Source organism: Actinomyces radicidentis (assembly GCF_001553565.1).
GTDB classification, from domain to species: Bacteria; Actinomycetota; Actinomycetes; order Actinomycetales; family Actinomycetaceae; genus Actinomyces; species Actinomyces radicidentis.
In genome coordinates this window covers 1,677,766-1,694,966 of record NZ_CP014228.1, presented here as the reverse complement: position 1 = coordinate 1,694,966, position 17,201 = coordinate 1,677,766, and the positions used below count along the sequence as shown (strand labels likewise).

Annotated in this window: 17 protein-coding genes, 1 tRNA gene and 1 pseudogene; 6 read left to right on the top strand and 13 right to left on the bottom strand. The window is 73.1% G+C overall.

The window, feature by feature from the left end; genetic code table 11:
• Positions 1-306: 306 nt before the first annotated feature.
• Entirely contained in the window at positions 307-693 is a 387-nt protein-coding gene (rplL, locus tag AXF14_RS07140; RefSeq protein WP_067942026.1) for a 50S ribosomal protein L7/L12, read from the bottom strand.
• Between the two features lie 87 nt (positions 694-780).
• On the bottom strand, positions 781-1,302 hold the full coding sequence (gene rplJ, locus AXF14_RS07135; protein ID WP_067942024.1) for a 50S ribosomal protein L10: 522 nt from the start codon (positions 1,300-1,302) through the stop codon (positions 781-783).
• Between the two features lie 284 nt (positions 1,303-1,586).
• Between rplJ and AXF14_RS07130 the strand changes: the two genes are divergently transcribed.
• Positions 1,587-2,312, top strand: coding sequence for a prepilin peptidase (locus AXF14_RS07130; protein WP_067942022.1), 726 nt, complete (start codon positions 1,587-1,589; stop codon positions 2,310-2,312).
• 146 nt (positions 2,313-2,458) lie between these two features.
• On the top strand, positions 2,459-2,965 hold the full coding sequence (locus tag AXF14_RS13960) for a hypothetical protein (protein ID WP_067942020.1): 507 nt from the start codon (positions 2,459-2,461) through the stop codon (positions 2,963-2,965).
• A 321-nt stretch (positions 2,966-3,286) separates the two neighbouring features.
• On the opposite strand, the gene rplA is transcribed toward AXF14_RS13960, so the two are convergent.
• The 5 genes from rplA to AXF14_RS07100 form a co-directional block, all read right to left on the bottom strand.
• A complete protein-coding gene (gene rplA, locus AXF14_RS07120; RefSeq protein WP_067942017.1) occupies positions 3,287-3,976 on the bottom strand; it encodes a 50S ribosomal protein L1 in 690 nt (229 codons plus the stop codon).
• An 87-nt stretch (positions 3,977-4,063) separates the two neighbouring features.
• On the bottom strand, positions 4,064-4,495 hold the full coding sequence (rplK, locus tag AXF14_RS07115) for a 50S ribosomal protein L11 (protein WP_067942015.1): 432 nt from the start codon (positions 4,493-4,495) through the stop codon (positions 4,064-4,066).
• 215 nt (positions 4,496-4,710) lie between these two features.
• Positions 4,711-5,556: a transcription termination/antitermination protein NusG gene (nusG, locus tag AXF14_RS07110; protein WP_067942013.1), complete on the bottom strand. Its 846-nt coding sequence runs from the start codon at positions 5,554-5,556 to the stop codon at positions 4,711-4,713.
• Positions 5,557-5,613: 57 nt separating this feature from the next.
• The gene (gene secE, locus AXF14_RS07105) at positions 5,614-5,850 is read right to left on the bottom strand and encodes a preprotein translocase subunit SecE (RefSeq protein WP_067942011.1); all 237 of its coding nucleotides are present in this window, start codon (positions 5,848-5,850) and stop codon (positions 5,614-5,616) included.
• 95 nt (positions 5,851-5,945) lie between these two features.
• Positions 5,946-6,018, bottom strand: a tRNA-Trp gene (locus AXF14_RS07100).
• Positions 6,019-6,243: 225 nt separating this feature from the next.
• On the opposite strand from AXF14_RS07100, the gene AXF14_RS07095 reads away from it, so the two are divergent.
• Entirely contained in the window at positions 6,244-7,458 is a 1,215-nt protein-coding gene (locus tag AXF14_RS07095) for a pyridoxal phosphate-dependent aminotransferase (protein ID WP_067942009.1), read from the top strand.
• A gap of 161 nt (positions 7,459-7,619) precedes the next feature.
• Here AXF14_RS07095 and AXF14_RS07090 read toward each other — a convergent pair whose 3' ends face one another.
• Both AXF14_RS07090 and AXF14_RS07085 read right to left on the bottom strand, forming a co-directional pair.
• On the bottom strand, positions 7,620-9,083 hold the full coding sequence (locus AXF14_RS07090) for an alanine/glycine:cation symporter family protein (protein ID WP_067942007.1): 1,464 nt from the start codon (positions 9,081-9,083) through the stop codon (positions 7,620-7,622).
• A 125-nt stretch (positions 9,084-9,208) separates the two neighbouring features.
• Positions 9,209-10,456 (bottom strand): phosphotransferase, encoded by a 1,248-nt coding sequence (locus AXF14_RS07085; RefSeq protein WP_067942005.1) that lies wholly within the window; start codon positions 10,454-10,456, stop codon positions 9,209-9,211.
• Between the two features lie 78 nt (positions 10,457-10,534).
• Here AXF14_RS07085 and AXF14_RS07080 point away from each other — a divergent pair, with 78 nt between their 5' ends.
• Entirely contained in the window at positions 10,535-11,620 is a 1,086-nt protein-coding gene (locus AXF14_RS07080) for an adenosine deaminase (protein WP_067942003.1), read from the top strand.
• 69 nt (positions 11,621-11,689) lie between these two features.
• Here AXF14_RS07080 and AXF14_RS07075 read toward each other — a convergent pair whose 3' ends face one another.
• The 4 genes and pseudogenes from AXF14_RS07075 to AXF14_RS07065 all read right to left on the bottom strand — a co-directional run bounded on the left by AXF14_RS07075 (position 11,690) and on the right by AXF14_RS07065 (position 14,638).
• Positions 11,690-12,727 (bottom strand): DMT family transporter, encoded by a 1,038-nt coding sequence (locus tag AXF14_RS07075; protein ID WP_067942000.1) that lies wholly within the window; start codon positions 12,725-12,727, stop codon positions 11,690-11,692.
• Positions 12,724-13,946 (bottom strand): annotated as a pseudogene (locus AXF14_RS07070) (UDP-N-acetylmuramate dehydrogenase). The gene AXF14_RS07075 and the pseudogene AXF14_RS07070 overlap by 4 nt, the downstream one beginning before the upstream one ends.
• A 201-nt stretch (positions 13,947-14,147) precedes the next feature.
• Positions 14,148-14,246, bottom strand: a complete 99-nt coding sequence (locus AXF14_RS13270) for a 30S ribosomal protein bS22 (RefSeq protein WP_003792170.1) — start codon at positions 14,244-14,246, stop codon at positions 14,148-14,150.
• A gap of 149 nt (positions 14,247-14,395) precedes the next feature.
• A complete protein-coding gene (locus tag AXF14_RS07065; protein WP_067941998.1) occupies positions 14,396-14,638 on the bottom strand; it encodes a helix-turn-helix domain-containing protein in 243 nt (80 codons plus the stop codon).
• A gap of 239 nt (positions 14,639-14,877) precedes the next feature.
• Here AXF14_RS07065 and AXF14_RS07060 point away from each other — a divergent pair, with 239 nt between their 5' ends.
• Together AXF14_RS07060 and AXF14_RS07055 are read left to right on the top strand one after the other, a co-directional pair.
• Complete coding sequence (locus AXF14_RS07060; protein ID WP_084355436.1) at positions 14,878-16,431, top strand: TrkH family potassium uptake protein; 1,554 nt, start codon at positions 14,878-14,880, stop codon at positions 16,429-16,431.
• An 85-nt stretch (positions 16,432-16,516) separates the two neighbouring features.
• Positions 16,517-17,185 (top strand): potassium channel family protein, encoded by a 669-nt coding sequence (locus AXF14_RS07055; RefSeq protein WP_067941995.1) that lies wholly within the window; start codon positions 16,517-16,519, stop codon positions 17,183-17,185.
• Positions 17,186-17,201: the final 16 nt, after the last annotated feature.

The following is a 17,201-nucleotide window of genomic DNA, read 5'->3' as shown; positions in this document are numbered from 1 at the left end:
GCAAAGCGCTAGCGTACACGCCTGCTACACCACGATCCATGGCTCGCCGGTATTGGTTCTTGCGATTCGCGCCACAGCCGCGCATACTGCCCCGTTCCCGCCGGGGGCGGCGTCCTCGCGCGCAGACCTCTCCGAGCCGCCCGCCCACGCGGCGCGACGACCGCGCCCCGCGAGGCTCCGCACACCCCCGCACGCAGGACGAGGCCCCGTCCACCAGGTGGTGGACGGGGCCTCGTCGAGATGAGGTTCCCCGCCGCGGGCGGATCCGACCTCAGCGGCCGGTGCCCGACGGCATCGGGGAGGGACTCACTTGAGGGTGACGGTAGCGCCGGCGCCCTCGAGCTGCTCCTTGGCCTTCTCGGCGGTCTCCTTGTTGGCGCCCTCGAGGACGGCCTTGGGAGCGCCGTCGACGAGGTCCTTGGCCTCCTTCAGACCGAGGGAGGTGAGGGCGCGCACCTCCTTGATGACCTGGATCTTCTTGTCGCCAGCGGCCTCGAGGATGACGTCGAACTCGTCCTTCTCCTCGGCGGCGGCCTCGCCGCCGGCGGCGGGGGCGCCGGCAACGGCAACGGCGGCCGGAGCGGCAGCGGTGACGTCGAAGGTCTCCTCGAAGGCCTTGACGAACTCGGACAGCTCGATGAGGGTGAGCTCCTTGAAGGCCTCGATGAGCTCGTCGGTGGTCAGCTTCGCCATGATGGGCGTTCCTTCCTGGAAATGGGGTCCTGCACCGTCTTTGTTCTCAGCACAGGGTGTGTTGGATGGGGTTGACGCGGGTGGCCGTCAGGCCGCCTGCTCCTGCTTGTCGCGCAGGGCGTCGACAGTGCGGACCGCCTTGGAGGCGGGCGCAGCGAAGAGGTACGCGGCCTTGGACAGGGACGCCTTCACGGCGCCCGCGGCCTTGGCGAGCAGAACCTCACGGGACTCGAGCGACGCGAGCTTCTCGACGGCGGCGGCGTCCAGGACGTTGCCGTCCATGAGACCGCCCTTGACGGCGAGCTGCTCGTTGTCCTTGGCGAAGTCACGCAGGGCCTTGGCGGCCTCCACCGGCTCGCCGGTGACGAACGCGAGGGCGGTGGGGCCCTTGAGGTCGTCGGCGATGCCCTCGAAGCCGGCCTGGCGGGCGGCGATGGTGGCGAGCGTGTTCTTCACCACGGCGTACTCGGCGTTACCGGCGAGGGAACGACGCAGCTCCTTGAGCTGGGCGACGCTGAGCCCGCGGTACTCAGTCAGCAGGACGGCGTCGGACTGACGGAACTTGTCCGTGAGCTCGGCGACCGCCGCTTCCTTCTCAGGCCGTGCCATGGGCCCTCCTTCCGTGGTCATCCGCAGGGCCCTTCGACGGAAGGAGCCCCGCGCCGGTGGCACGGGGCTCGCACGCCGTCATCACGGCGGGGATCACGTTCTCACCTGCGCTGGCTCCGACGTCGTCGGACTTGGTCCCGATCCTCGGAGGAGGGCCGGGAGACCTGCGGTCTTTGGCAGGACTCAACGTAACCACGCCTGCGGGGCGCCGGGCAAGGCCACGGCCGTCCACAGGGCGGTGCGATCCGTCACGCGCTCGCGGTCGCGCGTGCCAGACTCGCCGCGTGCCCGACCTCATCGCAGTCCTGCTCGCCGCGCTCGCCGGCGCGCTCGCGGCGCCGCCCGCCGGCTCCCTCGCGCGGGAGCGGACGCGGTCCGCCGTCGCGACGGCGCCCCGGGCCGCGCTGCACGCGGCGGTGGCGGCGCCGGGTGCGTCGAGTCCGCAGTCGGTGGAGGCGGTCCGTGGCCCCTCGGGTCGTCGCATGCCCCTCCGCGACGCGCTCCTCGGGGCCGTCCTCGGCCTCGCCGTCGCCGCCGGCGCGTCCCTCGCCGGGGAGACCGGGACCCGCCTGCTGGGCACGGCGCTGTTGCTCTCCCCCGCCCTCGTCCTGATGACCGCGGCGTGCTGGGTGGACCTGCGGGTCCACCGGCTGCCCAACCGGCTCCTGGGTGCCGCCGCCGTCCTCGTCGTCACCCGTGCGGTCCTCGTCGGGGCGTGGAGCGCCCTCGGCGTCAGCGCGGGGCTGGGGCTCGCGCTGCTCGTCCTGGCGCTCGCCCGGACCGGCCTCGGGATGGGTGACGTCAAGCTCGAGGCGGTCCTGGGGACCTGGCTCGGGACCTCCGGCCCGTGGACGGCCGTGCAGGGGCTCGTGGGCGGCCTCGTCATCGGGGGCGTCGTGGCCCTCGCGCTCCTCATGGCGGGGCGCGCGGGTCGGCGCACGGCGATCGCGCTCGGCCCCTCGTTGCTGGCGGGCGCCGTGCTCGCGTGGGCGGGCGCGCTGGCGGGCTGAGCGCAGGGCGGGGAGCCCCGGCCCGGTCGGACTCCGTCCGCGCTCCCGCCAGGGCGAGGCCCGCGTCCGGGACGGCGGCGACCCGGGCCCACGGTGCACCGCGCTGGACCTCACTCCGTGGCCAGTCCGAGGACGACGACGTCGCCGTGCGCGTCCTCGACGACGACGCGGGCCGTGCCCTCGGCGTCGCCGGAGTCCCTCCCGGCCGGGGCGGCGACGCCGAGGAGGGGACCGGCGGCGCTCCACTCGGCGCTGCCGTCCGAGAGGTCGACGGAGACGAGGTGCTCGCCGGTCGCGCCGGTGCGGCTGCTCGGCTGGTCGGCGGAGACGAGGAGGCCGCCGTCGTCGAGGAGGCCGCGGGGCGTGATGACGCAGGCCTCACCCTTGGTGGGCGCCGCAGGGCGAGCGGGACGTCGCCCGGGTCGGAGGCGCTGCAGCCCTCCGACCTGCGCAGCGCGACCTCGACCGGAGCGCCCTCACCGGCGACGGCGACGTCGTACTGGCCCGGCCGGGTTCCGAGCAGCGCGAGGAGGTCCTCGGGGGAGATGTCGCCGGAGACGACCCAGGAGCCGCGCTCGGGCGCGTCCGTGACGGTGCCGACCGCCTCGCCCGCGGCGTCGTGGACGGTCACGGCCCCGTCGGCGACGACGTAGAAGGCGCGGGCGCCGGCGCCGATGGGCTCGTCGAGGACGTAGGCGCCGCCAAGGCGCCGCACGGGCAGCACGGTGGGTGCGCCGAGGAGCCCGGTCGGTGCCGTGGCACCCGGCGCGTCCGCGGTCGCGGGCCCTGGGGGCTCGCCGTCGGGTCGGTCCGTCGGCTGCGGGGGCTGTCTCATCTCGGGCTCCCCGGAGGGCGGTTCTGACGCGGCCACTGTAGCGGGCACCGCCCACGTCAACGGCGCCGGCCGCCTCCCGGGTGGGAGGCGGCCGGCGCCGGCGCGCCCCTGCAGGGCGCGATGAGGCGTTCGGGCCCGATCAGGCCTTCGTGACGTCCAGCGGGATGCCCGGGCCCATCGTCGTGGCCATGGTGGCCTTGAGGATGTAGCGGCCCTTCGAGGACGCCGGCTTGAGACGGAGGATCTCGTCGAGGGCGGCGCGGAAGTTCTCGGCGAGCTGCTCCTCGGTGAAGGAGGACTTGCCGATGACGAAGTTGAGGTTGGAGGCGCGGTCGACGCGGAACTCGATGCGACCGCCCTTGATGTCGGAGACGGCCTTGGCGACGTCCATGGTGACGGTGCCGGTCTTCGGGTTCGGCATGAGGCCACGGGGACCGAGGACGCGGCCGAGGCGGCCGACCTTGCCCATGAGGTCCGGGGTGGCGACGGCCGCGTCGAAGTCGGTGTAGCCCGCGGCGACCTTCTCGATGAGCTCGTCGCCGCCGACCTCGTCGGCCCCGGCGTCGAGCGCCTGCTGGGCGCGGTCGCCCTGGGCGAAGACGATCACTCGGGCGGTCTTACCGGTACCGTGCGGCAGGGACACGGTGCCTCGCACCATCTGGTCGGCCTTGCGGGGGTCCACGCCGAGGCGGAGGACGACGTCCACGGTGGAGTCGAACTTCGTCACGGAGGTCTCCTTGGCCAGCTTCACGGCCTCGGCCGGGGTGAAGAGGATCCCGGACTGGATCTTCTCAGCGGCGGCGCGGTAGGCCTTGCTGCGCTTGGTCATCTGCTTCTCCTTGCAGTCGTGGTGAACGGGCCGCGCAGGCCCTTCCACGGTTCTTGTCTGTGGGGGGGTGTCGGTGCTGAGCGGGGCTCAGGCGTCGACGGTGATGCCCATGGAGCGGGCGGTGCCGGCGATGATCTTGGAGGCGGCCTCGACGTCGTTGGCGTTGAGGTCGGCCATCTTCGACTCGGCGATCTCGCGGACCTGGGCCTGGGTCAGGTGACCGACCTTGTCCGTGTGCGGGGTCGAGGAGCCCTTGGCGACGCCGGCGGCCTTCTTGATGAGCTCGGCGGCCGGCGGGGTCTTGGTGACGAAGGTGAAGCTGCGGTCCTCGTAGACGGTGATCTCCACGGGGATGACGTTGCCGCGCTGCGACTCGGTCGCGGCGTTGTACGCCTTGCAGAACTCCATGATGTTGACGCCGTGCTGACCGAGCGCGGGGCCGATCGGCGGGGCGGGGTTGGCGGCGCCGGCCTGGATCTGGAGCTTGATCAGCCCGGCGACCTTCTTCTTGGGGGCCATGTGTATGGGTCCTTCTTGTCCGGAACGCTGCACGCCTGCCGCGCAGCGGTGGGGCACGCCCGGTGGACGTGCGCGCGCACGAGGACCGATCTTAGCCCCGCGAGCGGGGCCCGACCGCGCCCGGTGCGCGGGATCACAGGCTCAGGGCCTGTGAGACACGACGCCGGCGACCGCCCCGGGTGGGGTCGGCCGCCGGCGCCGCGCTGGCTCGTGACTCAGATCTTGGCGACCTGGTTGAAGGAGAGCTCGGCCGGGGTGTCGCGGCCGAAGAGGGAGATGAGCACCTGGAGCTTCTGGGTGTCCGGGTGGATCTCGGAGATCGTGGCCGGGAGCGACTCGAAGGGGCCGTCGGTGACGATGACGGACTCGCCGACCTCGAAGGCGACTTCGAAGACCTGGCCGCCGGCCGAGATCTGGCTGCCCTCGCCGGACTCCAGCGGAGCGGCCTGGGCCTCGGCCTGCTGGGCGGCGACCTCCTCCGGGGTGGGGCCGAGCTGGGAGACGGCCTCCTCGAAGGTCAGCGGGACCGGGTTGTACCGGTCGCCGACGAAGCCGGTGACGGCGGGGGTGTCCTTGATGGTGCGCCACACTCGGTCGGAGGTCTCCGGGTCGTCGAGGTCCATGCGGACGAAGACGTAGCCGGGGATCCGGACGCGGGACACCTCCTTCTTCTTGCCCGCGTTCTTGACCTCGATGACCGTCTCCATGGGGACGGTGGCGTCGAAGACGTAGTCCTCGAGCTCGAAGTTCTCGGCGCGCGCCATGATGTCGGTGGCGACGCGGCGCTCGTAGCCGGAGTAGGTGTGCAGGACGTACCACTCGCCGGGGAGGGAGGAGAGGCGCTTGCGGAACTCCTCGACGGGGTCGACCGCGGGCGCGGCGTCCTCGGCGGGGGCCTCGACGGCGTCCTCGGCGGGGGCCTCGACGGCGTCCTCGGCCTCGACCTCGGCGGCCTCGAGGGCCTCGTCCTGACCCTCCTGGGCCTCGGTCTCGGGCTGCTCGGCGTCGAGGACGGGGGCCTCGTCGTCGGCGGTCTCGGCGGAGAAGGTCTCCTCGGACACGGTGTACCTGCTTTCAGTGACGGGTGAGTCGTCGGGCTCGGGGCGCGCTCGTGGGCGTCAGCCGAGCGCCCACATGACGAGGCGGTCGAAGGCGACGTCGAGGACGCCGGTGAAGGCCATGATGGCGACGATGAAGACGACGACCACGACGAAGTAGGTCCACAGATCGTTGCGCGTCGGCCAGACGACCTTGCGGAGCTCATCGACGACCTGCTTGAAGAAGAGCACGATCCGCGAGAAGAAGCCGCGCTTCTTCTCCTGCGTGCCCTTGGCGACGGTCGCGCCTTCGCTCATGCTCTTCGGTCCTCGGGGTCGACGGTTCGGTCTGCGCCCTCGCGGGCGAGAGAGACGGAACCGACGGGATCTCCCGACAGATCCGCCGTTCTCAGCAGGGCAGGCGGGACTCGAACCCACAACCGCCGGTTTTGGAGACCGGTGCGCTACCAATTGCGCCACTGCCCTTCAGCGGGAACTGATCATGCCACACGCTACCCGCCAGGGGAAATCGCGCCCAGGTGGGCTGCGACACGTCACCCACGGCCGACGGACCGGTCCGGCGGCGTCGGAGCGGACGCCCGGGGAGGTTCCGGCCGGCCCGCCGGCGACAGGCCGGGCAACCGCGGCCGCCCGTCGATCGGGTGCTGAACGCGCCTGCGCGCACCGGCGTCCGCGTGGGACCATGGCGGGGTGAGTACCGCACCCAGGAGCCGAGTCTCCGCCCGTCTTGCCGCCATCGCCCCCTCAGCGACGCTCGCCGTCGACGCCAAGGCCAAGGCCCTCAAGGCCGCCGGCCGTCCGGTCATCGGCTTCGGCGCCGGTGAGCCCGACTTCCCCACCCCGGACTACATCGTCGAGGCCGCCGTCGCCGCCGCGAAGGACCCGGCCAACCACAAGTACTCCCCCGCCAAGGGCCTGCCCGTGCTGCGCGAGGCCATCGCGGCGAAGACGCTGCGGGACTCCGGCTACGAGGTCTCCCCCGACGACGTCCTCGTCACCAACGGCGGCAAGCAGGCCGTCTTCCAGGCCTTCGCCTCCGTCGTGGACCCGGGCGACGAGGTCCTCCTGCCCACCCCGTACTGGACCACCTACCCGGAGGTCGTCGCGCTCGCCGGCGGCACCACGGTCGAGGTCTTCGCCGGCGCCGACCAGGGCTACAAGGTCACGGTCGAGCAGCTCGAGGAGGCGCGCACGGAGCGCACCAAGGTCCTCCTCCTGTGCTCCCCCTCGAACCCCACCGGCGCCGTCTACACGCCCGCAGAGCTCACCGCGATCGGCGAGTGGGCCCTTGAGCGCGGGATCTGGGTCATCACCGACGAGATCTACGAGCACCTCCTCTATGACGGTGCCGAGACCGCCCACGTCGTCAAGCTGGTCCCCGAGCTCGCGGAGCAGACGATCGTCCTCAACGGCGTCGCCAAGACCTACGCCATGACCGGCTGGCGCGTGGGCTGGATGATCGGCCCCTCCGACGTCGTCAAGGCGGCCACCAACTTCCAGTCGCACCTGACGAGCAACGTCGCCAACGTCTCCCAGCGCGCGGCCCTCGCGGCCATGTCCGGGGACCTGTCGGCGGTCGACGGGATGCGCGCGGCCTTCGACCGCCGTCGCCGCCTCATCGTGGACATGCTCTCGCGGATCGACGGTCTCGAGGTCCCCGTCCCCCAGGGCGCCTTCTACGTCTACCCGAGCGTCGAGGGCCTCATCGGCCGGTCGCTGCGCGGCACGACGATCGACTCGTCGGCCACCCTGGCGGGGCTCATCCTCGAGCACGCCGAGGTCGCCGTCGTCCCCGGAGAGGCCTTCGGCCCCTCCGGCTTCCTGCGCCTGTCCTACGCGACGAGCGACGACGCCATCACCGAGGGCGTCACCCGAGTGCAGGAGCTGCTCGCCGAGGTCCAGTGAGCCCGGCCGTCGGGCGCTCCCCCGAACGGGCGAGCGCCGGACGGTGAGACGCCACCGCGTCGACGGCGGAGGGGGCCGCACCCGATCGGGTGCGGCCCCCTCCGCCGTCGACGGGCCCGGTCGGACGGCCGCAGGGGCGCTCGACCGGAGCCCTGCGGCGGTCAGCGCAGCGAGGTGTCGGCGACCTCGGGCACGGAGCTGAAGTCGTCGCCCGCACGGCGCAGGTGCGGGTCCTGCAAGAGGTAGGCCCTCGTCTCACGGGCGATGAGGCCCGACAGGAGCAGCAGGCCGATGAGGTTCGGGATGGCCATGAGCCCGTTGGCGATGTCCGCGAAGGTCCACACGTCCGTCAGCTCGGTGACCGTGCCGACGAAGACGAAGATCGTGAAGATGATGCGGTAGACGATGACGGCGTGGACGCCGAGGAGGCGCTCGACGCAGCGCTCGCCGTAGTAGGCCCAGCCGAGGATCGTCGAGGCGGCGAGGAAGACGATCGCGAGGGACACGATGACGTGGCCCCACGTGCCGGGCAGGCCGTGGCTGAAGGCCTCACCGGTCATGGTGGCGGGGTCGTCGCCGGTCCAGGTGCCGGTGGTGAGGATGACGAGGCCGGTGCAGGACACGACGATGATCGTGTCGATGAAGGTCTGGGTCATGGAGACCAGGCCCTGGCGGGCCGGGTGGTTAGTCCTCGCGGCGGCCGCGGCGATGGCCGCCGAGCCCATGCCGGACTCGTTGGAGAAGATGCCGCGGGCGACGCCGTACTGGATGGCGAGCATGAGGGTGGAGCCGGCGAAGCCGCCGGTGGCGCCGCGGGCGGTGAAGGCGTCGTGGAAGACCATGCCGAGGGAGTGCGGGATGCCGGAGGCGTTGACGGCGAGGATGTAGAGGCAGCCGCCGACGTAGAAGACGATCATCATGGGCACGAATCCGGCGGTCACCTTGCCGATGGACTCGATGCCGCCGAGGAGGACGGCGCCGACGCACAGGGCGAGGGCGAGGCCGACGGCCCAGCCGCTCCAGCCGAAGGAGTTGGCGAGCTGCGCGGCGACCGCGTTGGACTGGGTCATGCAGCCGATGCCGAAGGAGGCCAGGACGGCCGAGCAGGCGAAGAAGATCGACAGCACCTTGCCCGGGGTGCCCTTGATGGCCTCGCGCAGGTAGTACTGGGGGCCGCCCGACTGCTGTCCGTTGGCGTCGGTGGTGCGGAAGCGGACCGCGAGGAAGGCCTCGGAGTACTTCGAGGCCATGCCGAAGATGGCGGTGACCCACATCCAGAACAGGGCGCCCGGGCCGCCCAGGTGGATGGCGGTGGCGACGCCGACGATGTTGCCGACGCCGACGGTCGCGGCGAGCGCCGTCGTGAGCGCCTGGTAGTGCGAGATGTCGCCCTCGGCGCTGGCGGCCTCACCGCCGCCGTCGCGCTGGAGGAAGGCGAAGCGAAGGGCGGGGCCGAGCTTGCGCAGCTGGATGCCGCGCAGGCGCCAGGTGAGGATGATGCCGCTGCCGAGCAGGAGCGGGATGAGGAGGTACTTGCTCCAGATGAAGCCGTCGACGGCGTTGAGGCCGTCGGAGAAGGAGGCCGGAGCGATCGCCGGCACGAGGAGGGTGGGGGTCGTGAGCACGGGTCTGCCCTTTCGTCCCTGGGGATGGGGAGGATGCGGGCAGGGTCGCAGTGCCACGTGTCAGACTCATGTCGCGCGTCACACGGCCGTGTGACGGACACGGTGCGCCCGGGGCGGGACCCGGCTCAGTGCGCGCCGCGCCGCGCCTGGATCTCGCGGGCCTGCGCGAGCCAGGACTCCGCCCGGGCGAGGCGCCCCTCGGCGTCGGGGCGCCAGGGTCCGCCGTCCTCGCGGCGGGCGCCGGCGACGAGGGAGAGGACGACGCCCGCGCAGCGGGCCCGCAGCGCCACGGGGTCGACCTGCCGCTCCGCGAGCTCGGTCCATCGCTCCAGGACGGGGCGGACGTGCGGGTAGGAGGCGGGGGCGAGGTGGTCGAGGACGCTCACGTGCCCGAGGAGGCAGGCCAGGTCGTCGACGCGACGCCCGGGTCCGAGGGAGTCGACGTCGAGGAGGCTCGCGACGCCCTCGCCCTCCATGAGGACGTTGGCCTCGTAGAAGTCGCCGTGGACCGGGACGAGGGGCCCGGCGTCGGTGGCGGCCATGAGCTGCTCGACGCCGTCGGCGACGGCGCGGGCGCGGGCGGCGTGCTCGGGCAGGACCGTCGCGGCGGCGTGGGCGTAGTGGCGGGCGCGCTCGGACCAGGCCGGGTGGGCGGAGAGCTGGAGGGCGGAGGCGGGCAGGGCGTCGAGGAGCCCGGTGAGCGAGGCGAAGACGCGGGTCGCCTGATCGCGGTCCATGCCGCGCGAGAGGAGCCCGGACAGCGGGACTCCTGCGCCGGTGGACAGGAGGACGAGGCCGTCGGGGTCGTCGCGCAGGACCGCGGGAGCGGGGACGCCGGCGGCGCGGAGCATCCGGTGGCGCTCGGCGAAGGCCGAGGAGTGGTCCGGGCGGAGGACCTTGGCGTAGGCGGTCGAGGAGTCGGGGTAGGTGACGCGGACGACCGCGCGGCGGGTGGGCCGGTAGGCGACCATCGTGGCCTTGACGGCGACGCCGAGGCGGCGCGAGAGCATCGAGGGGGTGCAGGCGACCGCGAGCGCGGGCAGCTCGGGGTCCGCGGGGTGGCGCCACACGTGGACGACGGGGCCGTCCCCGCCCGTGGGGGCGACGCGGGTGAGACCCGGGGCGTTCGGGTTGGACAGGCGGGCGGTGGTGGCGCAGAGGTACTCGGTGACCTGGCGGCGCCCGGGGGCGGCGACGACGGCGGTGTAGCCGACGCTCACGCCCGCGCCGGGGCGGTGGTGGACGGAGTGCACCTCCCAGCTGACGAGCTGCTGCCCGGTGGGCGCGAGGGCGGCGGAGAGGACCGAGGCGGCGCGCGGGCCGGTGAGGAGAGCGACCTCCTCGGGCTCGAGTCGGGCCTGCGCGTTGCTCATGGGCACAGTCTGCCCCACGACGCCCTCGAGGCGCGGCGGCCGGGCGGGGCGCGCCCGCACGCGTGGCAGAATCCCGGCATGCGCGACCTGTCGAAGCTCCCCAAGGCGCACCTGCACCTCCACTTCACGGGCTCGATGCGCCTGGAGACCCTCGTCGACCTGGCCCAGGCCTCGCGCACGCGCCTGCCCTCGTCGATCATGGACGGCGACCCGCTGCGCGTCCCCGCGGACCACCGCGGATGGTTCCGCTTCCAGCGCTCCTACGACACCGCCCGCCAGCTGGTGACGGACGAGGAGACCATGCGCCGGATCGTCCTCGAGGCGGCGCTCGACGACGCCGCGGAGGGCTCCCGCCGCCTGGAGCTCCAGGTGGACCCGACCTCCTACGCGCCCTTCGTCGGCGGGATCACGCCGGCCCTCGAGATCATCCTCGACGCCGCCCGTCAGGCCACGGTGCTCACCGGGGTGGAGGTTGCCGTCATCGTGGCCGCCTCCCGGATGCGGCACCCGCTCGACGCCCGCACCCTGGCCCGCCTCGCGGTGCGCTACGCGGGCGACGCCCCCGGCACCGTCATCGGCCTCGGCCTGTCCAACGACGAGCGGGCCGGTGACACGGCGAGCTGGGGGCCGGCCTTCAAGATCGCCCGTCGAGGGGGCCTCGCCGCGATGCCCCACGCGGGTGAGCTGCTCGGCCCCGAGCACGTGCGCGACGTCGTCGACGCCCTGGGGCCCACGCGTCTCGGTCACGGGGTCCGCACGGGCGAGGAGCCGGCCCTGCTGGACAGGGTCGTGGCCGCGGGGATCAGCCTCGAGGTGTGCCCGGCGTCGAACGTGTGCCTCGGCGTCTACCACGGGCCGGCGGACGTGCCGCTGGGCACGCTCCTCCAGCACGGGGCGCAGGTGGCGCTCGGCGCGGACGACCCGCTCCTCTTCCAGTCCCGGCTCGTCGACCAGTACGCGATCGCCCGCGAGCAGGGTCTCGACGACGCCGAGCTGGCCGAGCTGGCGCGCGGCTCGATCCGGGCCTCGCTCGCCTCGCCGACGTCGAAGGCCGCGTGGCTCACCGAGGTGGACGCGTGGCTGGCGTCACCGGACCCGGGCGAGCGCTCAGCGGCGGAGACCGCTTCAGCGCCGACCTCGGGCGAGGAGGCCGCTGCGGCCTGAGCGCCGGCCGGTGGACGGCGCAGCGCCTCCCGGCCCGGGTACGGCGCGTCGCGCGGGGAGCCCGGCCCCTCAGGGCAGCGGGTCGCCCTCGGAGCGGTCGGGCATCGAGGTCGTGAGCGCCGCGGGCACGGGCTCCGCCCCGTCGGGGCCCGCCGCACGCATGAGGCGGCCTCGGGCGAGCACCGGCGCGAGCTCGACGACGATCGACGCGGCGAGGATGAGCCCGCCGCCGACGACGAGCCGCCACGTGAGCGGCTCGTGGTAGAGCGTCACGGAGAAGACCGCGGAGAACACGGGCTCGAGCGCCATGATGACGACGGCGCGCGCGGCGTCCATGCGGGCCTGCGCCCAGGACTGGACGACGAGGGCGCCGAGACCGGCGACGACCGCCAGGTAGACGACGGCGGTCCAGTCACCGGTCCGGTCGGGCACGGCGATGCCGCCGGGCAGGGCGATGAGGACGTGCGCGACGCCGAGAGTCATCATCTGGATCGCGGCGAGGGCCCAGGCGCTGCGCCCGGTGGACCACCGTCCCAGGAGGACGACGTGGAAGGAGTAGAAGACGGCGCCGGCGAGCAGCAGGGCCTCCCCCGCTCCGGCGTGCAGGCCCGACAGTCCGAGGACCCCGGCACCGGTGAGGGCGAGGACGACGCCGAGCGCCGTCGAGCGGGCGGGGCGCACCCGCCACAGGGCCCAGGCGAGCAGCGGCGTGCCGACGACGTAGAGCGCCGTGATGAAGCCGGAGACGGAGGCGGCGGCGCGGTCGATGCCGAGGGTCTGGGTGACCTGGGCGGCGGCGTAGACGAGGCCGAGGACGACGCCGCGCCACCACGTGCCGAGGTCGGCGCGGCGCAGCGCGGGCAGGAGTGCGACGCCGGAGACGAGGCCCGCGAGCGCGAAGCGCAGGGCGAGCAGGTCCAGGGTCCCCATCCGAGTGAGGACGTCCTTCGTCATGGGGAAGGTCGAGCCCCACACGAGGGCGACGACGAGGAGGAGCGCCCCGGGGACGAGCGAGGCGGCGGCCGACCGTCCCGAGTCGCCGTGGGCGCCTGCGTCAGGGGCGACGGCGGCGCCGAGGGGCGCGCCCGCGCCGTCGGGCTCGCTCACCAGCCGACGTGGACGGGCTCGGGGACGAGGCGCACGCCGTAGGCGGACTCGACTCCGTCGACGACCTCATCGCGCAGGGCGGCGAGGTCCTCGGCGGTGGCGGTGCCGCGGTTGGTGAGGGCGAGGACGTGCTTGGTCGACAGGGCGGCCGTGGCCTCGTCGGTCGGGACGCCGCCGACGGCGTGGCCCTTGCCGAAGCCGGCGTGGTCGATGAGCCAGGCGGCGCTGGTCTTGACGAGTCCCTCGACGACGGGGGCCTCGCGGGTGCCGACGATGGCCTTGGTGTGATCGGTGACCGGGTAGCGGGGCGCGTCCTCGGGGAGGCCAGCCGCCTGCTCGGTGGTGAGGACCGGGTTGGTGAAGAAGGAGCCGGCCGACCACGTGTCGTGGTCGGCGGCGTCGAGCACCATTCCCTTGGAGCGGCGCAGCTCAAGGACGGCGTCGCGCACGGCGCGCGAGTCGACGCGGTCCCCGACCTCGACGCCGAGCGTCTTGGCGAGCTGGCCGTAGGCGATGGGGGCGGACAGGGAGGCCTGGCGCACGCCGAAGGTGACGGAGAGGACGACCCAGCGGCCGGTGGGGCCCCAGGTGCGGCCACCGCCGACGGCGGGGTCGGTGAGGGAGCGCTTGAGGGCGGAGTCGCGGTAGGAGAGGTGCAGGTCGCCCAGCGGCATCCACACAGGGCGGTTCTCGAGGCGGTCCCAGGCGCGCACACCGGCGATGAGCTCGGCGACCTCGGTGCCGTAGGCGCCGACGTTCTGGACGGGGCGGCGCCGACGGTGCCGGGGATGCCGGACAGGGGGGCGAAGCCGCCCCAGTCGGAGGCGATGGCCTGGCGGACGAGGTCGTCGAGGGCGGTGCCGGCGGCGGCGGTGAACTCGACGCCGCCGCAGCGGTCGTCGGCGGAGAGGTCGACGTCGGTGCGGGCGTCGCGCACGACGACGCCGTCGAATCCGGCGTCGGAGGCGAGGACGTTGGAGCCGCCGCCGATGACGAGGAGAGGGGTGCCGTCGGCGTCGGCGGCGCGGACGGCGTCGATGAGCTCGGCCTCGGTGGTGGTCTCGACGTAGTCGCGGACGGGGCCGCCGACCCGGAGGGTGGTGAGCTCGGCGAGGGTGGTGGGGGCGGGGGCCGCGGGGTCCAGGGGGCGGGCGAGGGCCTCGACGCCTGCGGGCCAGTCCTCGCGTCCGGCGTGGACGGAGATCGGCATCATGCACATCTCGTCCTGCTCCAGCGTCTCGGGGACGCTCAGCCCGTACTGGGCGGTGGGGGTCGCGGCTGGGGTCTCGGACATGCTCAGGACGCTCCTGGTGGTGCTCGGTCGGACGGCGGGCGCGGGCCCGCGCTCTGGCACGGTGCCAGAGTAGAAGAAGAGGCCCCGCACTCCGTGGTGCGGGGCCTCCGGGTCAACAGGTGACCGTCACTTCTTGTTCCGACGCTGGTGACGCGTCTTGCGCAGCAGCTTGCGGTGCTTCTTCTTGGCCATGCGCTTGCGGCGCTTCTTGATGACAGATCCCATGGGGACTCCTCTAGGTCGTGCGTGCCGGGTGCTCGCTCTCTCCGGTGCCGACGGGGTCGGCGGGCCGGGCGAGCGGGTGGTCGATCGGTGACGGGTCTCGTGGACGGGTCACTGCGGCCACTCGGGTGACCGGCCCATCCTACCGGCTCTCAGGAGCCGGTCGACTCCGAGTCCTCGTGGCCCCAGTCACCCAGGCCGACGGAGAGGTACTCCTCGACGGCGCGCTGGGGGACGCGGAAGGAACGTCCGACCTGCATCGCGGGCAGGTCGCCGGAGTGGACCATGCGGTAGACGGTCATCTTCGAGACGCGCAGCATCGCGGCCACCTCGGCCACGGTGAGGAAGGAGGGTGCGCTCGAAGCGCCGGAGGAGCTGGGGATGCCCGGTGCCATGGGTGCTGAGGTCCCGTCGTCAGGTCTGCTAGTGAGGCGCGGAGCGGCGGGGCCGACGGCGTTCGCAAGGGTCTCGAGGACCGCCCACGGACCGCTCCGGTGCTGGGGTCAATATATCCCGCACCCCTCGTGTCGCACAGGTCGTTCTCACTCTCAGACGCCACACACGTCGCAACTCACACTCCAGTCACCTGTGTGTCGACCAGGGAGGATGGAAGCGGCGGGTACAGGGGGCCACAATGACGCCCGTGCCCTCCCCGAGCAGCTCCCCCGACCGCCCCACGGGCACCCGTGGCGGCCGACGCCACTGGCACGCCCCCGTGCGCCCGGCCGTCTCGCGGCGCCGCACCACGGGCGCCCACGCCCCCTCCGGGGAGGCCGTCGTCGCAGCCGACGACGTCGCCTACGCGGACGCCGGCGTCCTGGCGCGTCTGCGCAGCGTCCTGCGGCTGCGTGGCCGCGTCGAGCGCGCCGCGCGCTTCGCCCCCGCCCGGCTGGCCGTCGCGGTCTTCGCCGCCATCATCGCCGCCATCACCGGACTGCTCTGCCTGCCCGTCGCCACCGCCGCGGGGCTCGAGCGGGCGTCGTTCATCGACGCCTTCTTCACCGCGACCTCCGCCGTCTGCGTCACCGGGCTCACCACCGTGGACACCGCGACGTACTGGTCGACCTTCGGGCAGGCGGTCATCATCGCGGGCGCCGCCGTCGGCGGCCTCGGCATCATGACGCTCGCCTCCCTGCTCTCCTTCGCCGTGTCCCGGCACGTCAGCCTCACCCAGCGCATGCTGGCCGCCTCCGAGAACCAGTCCCGGCTCGGCGACGTCGCCAGCCTGCTCCGAGCCGTCATCTACACGGCGCTCGGCTGCGAGGGCGTCCTCACCCTCGTGCTCGTCCCACGCTTCCTCACGCACGGGCAGGACCTGCCCACGGCCCTGTGGTACGGCGTCTTCATGGCGCTGTCGATCTTCAACAACGCCGGCTTCGTCGTCATGCCGGAGGGGCTCACCCCCTACGCGAGCGACTGGTGGATGGGCCTGCCGATCGTCGTCGGCACCTTCGTCGGCGCCGTCGGCTTCCCCGTCATCCTCGACATCCAGCGCCACGTGCGCCGTCCGCGGCTGTGGACGCTGCACACGAAGCTGACGCTGACGACCTACACGGCGCTAACCGTCGCGTCCTCGCTCGCGATCGCCGTCTTCGAGTGGACGAACCCGAACACCTACGGCGGGCTGCCGCTGGGCGGCAAGGTCCTCACGGCGCTCATCAACGGCGTCAACGCGCGCTCCTCCGGGCTGTCGACCATCGCGCCCGAGCACATGCACGAGGCGACCTGGTTCCTCCAGGACGCCCTCATGTTCGTCGGCGGCGGCTCGGCCTCGACGGCCGGCGGCATCAAGGTCTCCACCTTCGCCGTCCTCGTCCTGGCGATCATGGCCGAGGCCCGAGGCGACCGGGACATCGAGGCCTTCGGACGGCGGATCACCCTGTCCACCGTGCGCCTGTCCGTGGCCGTCGCCTTCATCGGCTCGACGATCGTCGGGGTCGCGACGCTCCTCCTCCTCCAGCTGACCGACCTCACCCTCGACCGCATCCTCTTCGAGGTCATCAGCGCCTTCGCGACCGTGGGGCTGTCCACCGGCATCACGCCGATCCTGCCGCTCAGCGCGAAGTACGTCATCGTCGGCCTCATGTTCATCGGCCGCGTCGGCACGATGACCGCCACGAGCGCCCTGGCGATGCGCGAGCGGCGCCGCGTCATCCGCATGCCCGCCGAGCGCCCCCTCATCGGCTGAGCGACCGCCGGGGCGCCCGCGACTACTGTGAGGGCAGCGGGAGCACCCCTCGCGGCGACTCCCCTCGCACGACCCCAGGAGCACCATGCCCGCCAGCACCGACCGCACCGACTCGACCCTCGTCATCGGGCTCGGCCGCTTCGGCTCGGCCGTCGCCGCGACCCTCGACCGCCTCGGTCGCGAGGTGCTCGCCGTCGAGTCCGACCCGCTCATCGTGCGCCAGTGGACCGGCCGCATCCCGCTCGTCGAGGCCGACGCCACGGACATGGAGGCCCTCGAGCAGCTCGGCGCGACCGAGTTCGGCACCGCCGTCGTCGGCGCCGCGAGCTCGCTGGAGGCGAGCGTCCTCATCGCCGGCAACCTCGTCGACCTCGAGACGCCGCAGATCTGGGCGAAGGCCGTCTCCCGCGCCCACGGCCGCATCCTGCGCCGCATCGGCTGCCACCACGTCGTCTACCCCGAGTTCGACGCCGGGCAGCGCGCAGCGCACCTCGTCTCCGGCCGCATGCTTGACTACATCGAGATGGAGAAGGGCGGCTTCACCATCGTCAAGATGCGCCCGCCGCGCGAGCTCGTCGGCTTCACCATCGGCGAGTCGAAGATCCGCTCGCGCTACGGCGTGACGGTCTTCGGCCTCATGAGCCCGGGCGAGCCCTTCGAGTACGCCGCGCCGGACACGCTCGTGTCCGCTGAGGACGTTCTCGTCGTGGGCGGCGACGCCGCGCTCCTCGAGCGCTTCGCCAACCGGGGCTGAGCACCCGCTGACCGGG

Bases quoted from the DNA above. Each gene is read 5' to 3' on its own strand.
- rplK (WP_067942015.1), bottom strand. From the start codon at position 4,495: ATGGCCCCCAAGAAGAAGGTCGCCGGGCTGATCAAGCTCCAGATCCAG.
- AXF14_RS07080 (WP_067942003.1), top strand. From the start codon at position 10,535: ATGCGCGACCTGTCGAAGCTCCCCAAGGCGCACCTGCACCTCCACTTC.
- AXF14_RS13270 (WP_003792170.1), bottom strand. From the start codon at position 14,246: ATGGGATCTGTCATCAAGAAGCGCCGCAAGCGCATGGCCAAGAAGAAG.
- rplJ (WP_067942024.1), bottom strand. From the start codon at position 1,302: ATGGCACGGCCTGAGAAGGAAGCGGCGGTCGCCGAGCTCACGGACAAG.
- AXF14_RS07085 (WP_067942005.1), bottom strand. From the start codon at position 10,456: ATGAGCAACGCGCAGGCCCGACTCGAGCCCGAGGAGGTCGCTCTCCTC.
- AXF14_RS07065 (WP_067941998.1), bottom strand. From the start codon at position 14,638: ATGGCACCGGGCATCCCCAGCTCCTCCGGCGCTTCGAGCGCACCCTCC.
- secE (WP_067942011.1), bottom strand. From the start codon at position 5,850: ATGAGCGAAGGCGCGACCGTCGCCAAGGGCACGCAGGAGAAGAAGCGC.
- rplL (WP_067942026.1), bottom strand. From the start codon at position 693: ATGGCGAAGCTGACCACCGACGAGCTCATCGAGGCCTTCAAGGAGCTC.
- rplA (WP_067942017.1), bottom strand. From the start codon at position 3,976: ATGACCAAGCGCAGCAAGGCCTACCGCGCCGCCGCTGAGAAGATCCAG.
- AXF14_RS07060 (WP_084355436.1), top strand. From the start codon at position 14,878: ATGACGCCCGTGCCCTCCCCGAGCAGCTCCCCCGACCGCCCCACGGGC.
- AXF14_RS07055 (WP_067941995.1), top strand. From the start codon at position 16,517: ATGCCCGCCAGCACCGACCGCACCGACTCGACCCTCGTCATCGGGCTC.